Consider the following 8,923-nt stretch of genomic DNA (forward strand, 5'->3'; position numbering starts at 1 on the left):
GTATAGTTCGCAGCCTTTTTGATTCTACCGATTCCTTTGACGGGGAAGTGGTAGTCCGGAACGCTTGGCTGAAGTTCTGTCTTGAGCCTTTGGGCCAGGTCAATGAACGGCCCCCTGACATGGGCTTCGTAGGCAGCCTGGTTGTCCTCAAGCCAGTTCGGATCGGTCTGCTGGCCAGCTTCAGTAAGAAAAGGGAGTGTTTGCCTTGAAAATTTCATAAACGGCGGCCTTGGTCGCACTTGTGCGTCATCGTGAGGTTAAAAGAGACTCATCTGCGTAGACTGCTTGGCGTCCACCTGTTTTGGCGCAGTCTTGCGCCGACCACGCGTAGCTTGACCGGGCCGTTCGTTGAACCCCGGGGCAGCCTGCAAGCCCAGGCTAGACCGCAGCTCGGCGATCTCAGCCTTGACGGACCGATGCACCAGCTCGAAGTCAACTAGTGGCGCAGGATAATCGTTAGCCCCTGTCAAGCCAAACTGATGACGCAATGTCCTAGGCATTACCCAGGGCATGACCACCCATTCGCTAGGCACTGCCGCTAGCTCAGGCACCCAACGGCGCACGAACTGCCCTTGCGGGTCCAGTTCGCGTGCCTGCGTGACCGGGTTGTACATGCGTAGCACCGGGCTGGCGGCCATACTGCTGTGCATCTGGATCTGGGTATAGTGAATACCTGGCTCGAAGTCTACAAACATCTGAGCCAGCCAGTCGGCCACTGGTCGCCACGGCAAGGATAGCGTGTGCGTGGCCGTTGTCACCAGCATTGCGCGCATGCGGAAGTTGAGCCAACCGTGGTGGTGCAGGAATCGCATGCAGGCATCAACCATTGGCCAACCCGTGCGGCCGAGCCGCCATGCATCGAATCGTGTTATGTCCATCGGTCGCCTCAGTTGCTCCATCTCGGGCACTAAAGCTTGGCGTTCCATCTCCGGCTGGTTTTCCAAAACTTGCAACGCATAACAATGCCACCAGAGTCGTGTCACGTAGCTATTGAGTTGGCGATGCCAGTGCGCCCGTGGTGCTGCCTCTTTGGCTTGTAGCGTGATCTGCGCGATTTGGCGTAGGCTGAGGCTTCCGTGGGCGATATGCGGGCTCAGGCGCGAGCATCCACGCTCGGCAGTGATAGGGGAGCTCATGTTTGCCCCGTAGCCTTGTCCGCGGTCATCGAGGAAGCTATCCAGCAAATCACGCGCAGGCTGTACACCGCCCCTCTGCCGGCCAACGCATGGCAAAGGGTCGGCCTTAACAGCTAACGGCAGTAACTCCACCGTCTGATCGCTAGCTGGCTTCAGCCACGAGGGATTCACTGGCAGGCGCTCCAGAGGCGCCGCTGCCCAAGCATCCCAATGCTCCTTGAATCGTCGACCACGGCGCGACACGGGACGAACCACCCCGTTCTGTGGGTACTCGTGCCAGCGCACCCCATGTTCCCGGCACCAGGCGCCGACCGCACGGTCTCGTGCAAAGGTCCAAAGACCACCGGTTTCCTGGTGGCTATGCAGCGTGAACGTACCCAGCCGCAGGTGCAGCGCGTCCAACAGCTGGATGACCGGTGTTACGTGAATCTCCAGCGCAGTGCCCAACAATTTAAGTTGCGCGTCCAGACTCAGCACACATTCACGCACAAACTGCCACTGCCGGTCACTGGTGCAAGGCTGCTGCCAGTGCTCAAGCTCAACGCAATAGACACACAAGACGGGCCCTGCGGCGGTTGCGCGCGCCAGCGCCGCATGATCTTCCACACGAAGGTCGCGTTTGAACCAGACGACTTGTGGTGACGCGGTGGGGTTGAGTTCCAATGCGGCAGGCATGAACATCCTAACTTGCTGCGTTAGACAAGCGATAGCTGCACAGCTCGGAAATACAGCAGACCCCGCAACGCGGGCTTCGTGCGGTGCAAACTTGCATACCATGCTGGATCAGCCATTCGTGTGCATGCCGCTTGTAGTGAGCCGGAGTCATGCTGTTAATTTGGTCGGCAGCGACCTCAGCGACAGGCGTTTGAACGATATCCAATCGGTTCAATACGCGCAGCACATGGGTGTCTACGGCGATGGTGTCCTCGTGAAAGATAAAGTTCATCATAATGTCGGCCACCTTGCGGCCAACGCCTTGCAACTTCATCAGGTCCTGGTGGTTATCAGGTATGCGGCCACCGAAGTCACGAAGGATCTGCTGGCTCATGATCTTCAAATTTTTTGTTTTGCGGTTGTAATGCGCCACCGGTTTGATGAGGGTGCGCAACTGCTCGTCATCTAAAGCCAGCAATTCCTCGAAATTGGACACCCGTTCGAAAAGTGGCACGCAGGCCCTGACCACTCTGGGTGTAATGGTCATGGTCGATAGACAAACAGATACCAGGCATCGAAACGGTGTGCTAGAGAGACCATGAGTCATCCAAGGGTCGTCGGTCTGATCGAATGTTGGATAGGTTCGACTAAGCTGCTCGTAGATCGATTCCAGACGGTGTGTCTTGATTGACTTGTCAGAAATGCGCTTTTGCTCGCGCATCACATCGGCCGTAATTTGTGTGGCATGGCGCGCATGAGGTAGTCTCCGCAGACAATAAACAGCCACAGTCTAACAAAAATGGACGATGTCGTCCTTTATTTCTGAATGTGTTCCCAATGTGTGCTCGCAATCTTTTCTTGAAGCAGCTCGACAGCGTCATGGACGCACTGAGACGAACGCAGCCGCAGCAAGGCCGTATCCACTCCGAATGCCGCCTGGAAAGACAGTGGTTGAACAGCCACCTCAACAAAACGCTGGACAAGTGTGACGAGCTCTTGAGTGGTAGCGGTTAGGTTGCCAACCCCAAGTCCCCTCAACACGTAAAGGACTGCGCCGTCAAAGCTGACTTGGTATGCCGTCATGGCAAGATCAGGGAAATTATCAGCCTCCGCAGCCGTGATGCGCATGAACGCCACACAGCGAGGGTGCAACATGCCTTCGATCAGTGCCTCGCCGATTGCCTTCAGGCGTTGCTCAAGACTCAAACCATCGGGCACTGGTGCCAAGTGGTCAAACATCGTCTGGATTGAACGACGGACCACTGCGGCGAACAAGTCGCCCTTGCTGGGATAGCGTGTGTAGAGGCTGGACTTTCCAACTTCAGCGTGTTGGGCTACCAGATCCAAGGTCGTACGACCAAAACCCCGCTCCAGGAAAAAAGACGTTGCCACCTGCAATATGCGCTCATCAAACTGACCGGCTTGCGAAGCAGGTGGGCGACCTCGGCGTCGGGATGACTTTACACGGGTGGTAGGGGCCATTTAGTGGGCATTGCAAAAAAGGTTCAAGACGGTCGGTTGCAGTCCAAAACACTGTCGAGCACTGGGCTGAACTTATGGTTACAGCAAGATGTTACATCCACTGGATGTAAGCGCTTGTTGAAGTGATTTTCAAGACGCTGTCACATGTGTTGGCTGATCTGTTGTGAAGTGCCTGATGTGAAAAGATCGAGCCTCAGGTTTTAGCAAGAGACTGTTACCGCCTTTCTTGCGAGGCTTGGCAAACGCGGGGCCTGCGAAAGGACAACGGCCAAATAAAAAATAGTCTCGATCAGATTGAGCAGGTCGATCGTTGGTCTGTGTTTGACCGGTTGCAACTCGCTCGAGTAATTCGCCGAATCTCAATATTCACTTATCCCACTACTGTTCCTCAGGGTCAACCCGGATTCCATGGAAGACAAATGGTCTGCTGAGTCTTTGCTTCATGGAGTTCACCTCGCATCGAAATCAAGCGATTGCTATCTTCATCAAAGGAATCCCCAATGTCACCCATCACCCGGCGCCGAATTGCGGCGCTTTTGTTGTTGACCGTGCCCGTTGGTCTTTGGGCGCTGACGGCTAGTTGGCGCTATCAACTCGGATTAGATGCCCGGGGTTGGCGCACTGTCTGGCAAGTGATTTTAGTTACCCCCTCGAATCCTTGGCTGTATGGCTCATTGGCATTTGGGTTAGTGCTTTCTCTGGTTGGAATCGTCTTTCTTGGCCGAGCGACTCGGACTGAAGGGTTTGAAGGCGATGCCTATAAACGCTTTATTCGTGGCACACAGTCGGTTACTCCGCAGCGGTTACAACGGCTATGCCGGGAACCAGATACAGCGCAGGTCGATGTGGCGGGCATTCCCATGCCCACCAAACTAGAAAACCTTCACCTAATGATTGGTGGTGCCACTGGTTCTGGCAAGTCAGTACTACTGCGTGGTTTGGCAGCTTCAGTTTGTCAGCGTAGAGACCGCATGATCGTCATCGACCCGAACGGCGACTTGATGAGCAAGTTCTGGAAGGGTGGCGATGTCATCTTGAATCCCTATGACATTCGTAGCGAAGGCTGGAGCTTTTTTAATGAGATTCGTGCCGACTATGACTGGAAACGACTCGCCCATTCCATGGTGCCTATGAGCCAGGATAAAAATGCCGAAGAATGGAACGACTTCGGACGTTTGCTGCTGCGTGAAACCGCCCGCAAGCTTTACCAAACCGATCCGCTGCGAGCCAATGTCATGGATCTGTTTCGACTTTGCACGATCGAAGACCCGCAAGAGCTCAAGAAATTCCTTGAAGGCACATTAGCAGAGTCACTGTTTGTCGGTTCTAGCGAAGCCAGCAAAGCGCTGTCATCCGCCCGGTTTGTGTTGTCGAATAAGCTCTCCGAGCACACCAGCATGAAACCCGGCCGATTTTCAATCCGCGACTGGTTGGACGACCCAACGGGCGGCAATCTTTACATCAACTGGCGTGAGGACATGGCCAGCGCCATGAAACCATTGGTTTCAGCCTGGGCCGATGTATTCATCACATCGATTCTGTCCATGCCAGAAGATGCAACCAGACGTTGGTGGCTTTTCATTGACGAGTTAGCCAGCCTTGAAGCCCTGCCCTCACTGGAAGCAGGCCTAACCAAAGGCCGCAAAAATGGCCTGCGCATCGTGGCCGGTCTGCAAAGCACTTCGCAGCTCGACTACATCTATGGCCGAACCATGGCTCAGACGCTACGCGCCTCATTTCGAAACCTGGTGGTGCTCGGTGGTTCACGCACAGATCCACAAACTGCGGAAGACATGAGTAAAAGCCTGGGTGAGCATGAAGTCATCCGCCCAGACTACAGCGTCTCCAGATCGGTTGACTCTCGCAACACATCTGATCGACTAGTCCGAAGTACCGAGCGCGTGGTTACACCGTCAGAGATTCAATCATTTCCCGAGCTAACCGGGTATGTGGCCTTTGCTGGCGATTTTCCGATTGCCAAGGTCAGCATGAAGTTTCATGACTTCGCACAGCTAACCGAACCTTTTCAGGAATCTGCCCAGTTACAGCGGATTCATCCGCCGTTGTTTACCAAACACTCGGTTACTGGCACACGCACCGCCTAGTCCCTCCCGTTGGTTGCAAGAACTGTCCTTCCAGGCACTGGCTGTCGACCCACTCCCCAGTTCACCCTTTCTGTGAGACTTACCCATGATCACCTACAGCATTCTGTACCGATCAGAAGCCGATCGGGCTACCCATTACTACGGCGAGCAGGCCGATGACTACTACAGCCGGGATGCCGGGGCGACCGCATGGCATGGTGAAGGTGCACGCAGACTTGGCGCGACTGGCGCCGTTGATGTGAAAAGGTTTCACTCCATGTTGCGTGGCGAGTTTGGCGATGGCGTTCGTGCTGGCCGCTCAATTCGTAAGGACAGTCGAGCGCGCGCCGGGATTGATCTGACTTTCAGTGCCCCAAAAAGCCTGACCTTGCAGGCCTTAGTCGGTGCCGATGCACGCCTGGTGCAAGCGCATGATGCTGCTGTAGCGCACACCCTGAATTACATCGAGGGTCAACTAACCCAAGCCCGGCAAAAAGATCACGGCAAAACCCGGGTTGAGCAAACTGATAACCTGATCGTGGCCACATTTCGTCATGAAACCGCACGCCCAACACCAGATTCACCACCTGACCCAAATCTGCACACCCATGCAGTGATCATGAATGCCACCCAGCGCAAAGATGGCACCTGGGTAGCACTATCGAATGAGCAAATCGTCAAACTGCGCAAGCTGCAAGACGCGGTCTACATGGCTGAGCTAGACAAACGCGTTAGAGAACTCGGTTATGGGGTCCGTTATGAGAAAAACCACATTGAACTAGCACACGTCACACGTGAGCAGATTGATGTCTTCAGTAAACGCAGCGCACAGGTGGTGTCAGCCTTAGCCGAACGGGGCAAAGAACGCGCATCGGCTAGCCACGCGCAGCGACAAATGCTCACATTAGCCACGCGTGAGCAAAAAAGCGCTGAACTCAGCCGTGATGAGCTGTTCCGTCACTGGGCGGTCCAGGCAAGAGAAGCAGGCATGGTGTTTACGCACGGCCACAAGCAATCAGGACCGGCCACAACAGCTGGGTCAGTGGATGAGTCAGCACTTGAATCAGGAGGTGAATCAGCAAACAAATCAACAGACGAATCAACAAACCACACAAAAAGTGACCCAGAACGTGAACCTACCGAGTTTGTCGCCAACGCAGCACTCGGTTGGGCGATCAAACACTTATCCGAACGCGAGAGCTTGATGCCAGAATCAGAGCTTTTAGCCATGTCGGTTCGTCATGCAAGCGGTCAAATTAGTCCGACCGATGTCAAGAAAGCGATACAGCGGAAACTAGATGATGGTTCGCTGCTTAGCAACACGCCACGATACAGACAAGTCGATGACCCCCGAGGGGCGAACAGTCCAGCACTGACCCGTGCAGCCTGGGCTGCAACCATCAAAGCTGAACAAAATCTCAGCGCTGCTGATGCGTTAGCAGCAGTAGATGCAGCAATTGCCGAGGGCAGTTTGCTTTTTCATGAGCTGACTTATGCAACCCGTGCTGCGCTAGAAGCCGAGCAACGGATTGTGGCTGCCGAGCGGCAAGGACGAGACACCCTGCAACCGATCATGCCAATCACTGAAGTGCAAGAGGCCATCAAGGACAAGGAACTGACAGCAGGACAACGTGATGCCGTGGAAATGATTTTGACCCATCCGAATCAGATTACTGGCATTCAAGGCATGGCAGGTACCGGCAAATCCTATGCACTACAAACTGCCAAGGAACTGCTCGAGCGTCAAGGTATGACCATGGTGTCACTGGCACCCTATGGCAGTCAGGTTAACAATCTGCGGGATGACGGCATTGCCGCCAAGACCGTCTCATCGTTTCTCAATGCGAGTGACAAACAGCGAGCCAAGCACGATATGGGACCAAATACGGTGGTGGTCATCGACGAAGCGGGTGTCATTCCCGTGAGGCAAATGGACAAGCTTATGGCGCAAGTCCAGGCCACGGGTGCCAAGATTGTCACGCTCGGCGATACGGCACAAACCAAAGCCGTCGAAGCTGGTCGTGCTTTTGCGTTACTCCAGGAACAGGGCATGAAAACCGTGGTAATGGGCGACATTCAACGCCAACAAAGCGCCCGGTTACGGGACGCAGTCACACTGGCGGCAACTTGCAGAGCCAGTGAATCACTGAAACTGCTCGATGATGTCGTCTGCATCCCTGATACCGTCACCACTGATGAGCATGGTGCACAAACCCGGGATGGCAAAGATCGGTATGACGCGATTGCTGGTGAATACGCAAATCTGACCCAATATGAACAAGCCAAGACACTGATCGTGACCGGGACCAATGCATCACGACAGGCCATCAATGACCGAGTGCATGAATTACTACGACTCAAAGGTCGCGGTAGAACCTACACCCTGCTCACCCGCCACGACACCACACGAGCAGAAAGACGTTGTGCGAAGTACTACACGGTAGGTGACATCATCCAACCAGAACGTGATTACCGATGTGGCCTACAACGCGGACAGCTTTACCAAGTCATACAACGTGATGAGCACACCGACCGTATCACCGTCGTGCCATATGGAAAACAAGGAACTGACAAACAAGTCACTGGCGCCATCGACATCAATTTGCGCAGCCTCTCAAAACTGTCGGTGTACCAGGGACATCAGTCGGAAATTTCACCTGGTGACTGGGTACGTGTCACCCGAAACGACGCGGCACTGGATCTCGTTAACGGACAACGGCTACAAGTAGTTGCCGTATCAGAGAATCACGTAACGTTAAAAACCGGTAATCGTCGGGTAGATCTACCAGCCAATAAACCGCTGCACATGGATCACGCATACGCGACGACGGCTCATAGTGCCCAGGGTCTAACTTGTGATCGTGTGCTTTACAACGCCGAAAGTCACAGCCGAACGACGGCGCAAGATACCTACTATGTCAGCATTTCACGCGAGCGCCACAGCGTGAAGGTGTTTACGAACGATGAAACGATGCTGCCGAAGGCTGTGTCGACTGAAAGGGCGAAAGGGCTGGCGCTTGATCTTGATCGGGAAGGTGGGGTAAAAAATAAACGTAGTGATTATTTTTTGGCGTACACGTAGAAATGCTGCTATGTCCGGGATGGTGATACTTGATTAGTTCACAAGTCCGACTTTCGCTAGAAGCGGAAATTCGCTTGATTAAGAATTTACCACCACTGCACCAGCACTCTGACATCGTCGCGCGAGCCGTGTCCCTTCTTATCAGACCATTCGCCGATGGCAACCAACAAGAATCAACATTTTGTGCCGAGATGCCACCTTCGTCCGTTCACGAAGGATGAGAGCGACGCTTCCATCAATGTGTTCAATCTAGACCGTAGAAAGCTAATCCCAAATGCACCCGTAAAGAACCAGTGCTCGCGGGACTATTTCTACGGCAGGGATGATCGGCTTGAAATGGCAATACAGTCATTGGAAAGTAAGCGTCTGCCGAACACATATTGCCAGAGCACTTGTTTTGATGATTGATTAGGGCATGGTAACTGTTGGCTGCCAGCGATGTGGCAACAACTCTTGAATCTGGCTGGCTTTCTGGGTCGGCAGTC

General features: G+C 54.1%; 7 protein-coding genes and 1 pseudogene. 3 read left to right on the forward strand and 5 right to left on the reverse strand.

Annotation, left to right across the window (positions count from 1 at the left end):
• The 5 genes and pseudogenes from QWY27_RS14975 to QWY27_RS14995 all read right to left on the reverse strand — a co-directional run.
• A partial coding sequence (locus tag QWY27_RS14975) for a DUF2461 family protein (RefSeq protein WP_290199243.1) occupies positions 1-218 on the reverse strand: 218 nt, incomplete at its 3' end.
• 39 nt (positions 219-257) lie between these two features.
• Entirely contained in the window at positions 258-1,232 is a 975-nt protein-coding gene (locus tag QWY27_RS14980; protein ID WP_290199244.1) for an FAD-binding domain-containing protein, read from the reverse strand.
• A 204-nt stretch (positions 1,233-1,436) separates the two neighbouring features.
• A pseudogene (locus tag QWY27_RS15340) lies at positions 1,437-1,913 on the reverse strand (deoxyribodipyrimidine photo-lyase); the annotation flags it as partial.
• Positions 1,819-2,511, reverse strand: coding sequence for an endonuclease III domain-containing protein (locus QWY27_RS14990; RefSeq protein WP_290199246.1), 693 nt, complete (start codon positions 2,509-2,511; stop codon positions 1,819-1,821). The gene QWY27_RS14990 and the pseudogene QWY27_RS15340, both read right to left, overlap by 95 nt.
• Positions 2,512-2,606: 95 nt before the next feature.
• Positions 2,607-3,272, reverse strand: coding sequence for a TetR/AcrR family transcriptional regulator (locus QWY27_RS14995; RefSeq protein WP_290199247.1), 666 nt, complete (start codon positions 3,270-3,272; stop codon positions 2,607-2,609).
• A gap of 500 nt (positions 3,273-3,772) precedes the next feature.
• On the opposite strand from QWY27_RS14995, the gene QWY27_RS15000 reads away from it, so the two are divergent.
• From QWY27_RS15000 to QWY27_RS15345, 3 genes are all read left to right on the forward strand, one after another.
• Entirely contained in the window at positions 3,773-5,377 is a 1,605-nt protein-coding gene (locus QWY27_RS15000) for a type IV secretion system DNA-binding domain-containing protein (protein ID WP_290199248.1), read from the forward strand.
• Positions 5,378-5,462: 85 nt separating this feature from the next.
• The gene (gene mobF / locus QWY27_RS15005) at positions 5,463-8,438 is read left to right on the forward strand and encodes a MobF family relaxase (protein ID WP_290199249.1); all 2,976 of its coding nucleotides are present in this window, start codon (positions 5,463-5,465) and stop codon (positions 8,436-8,438) included.
• A 156-nt stretch (positions 8,439-8,594) separates the two neighbouring features.
• Entirely contained in the window at positions 8,595-8,846 is a 252-nt protein-coding gene (locus QWY27_RS15345) for a DUF4238 domain-containing protein (RefSeq protein WP_353958780.1), read from the forward strand.
• Positions 8,847-8,923 lie beyond the last annotated feature (77 nt).

It is taken from the genome of Zwartia vadi, assembly GCF_030410375.1.
Lineage (GTDB): Bacteria > Pseudomonadota > Gammaproteobacteria > Burkholderiales > Burkholderiaceae_B > Zwartia > Zwartia vadi.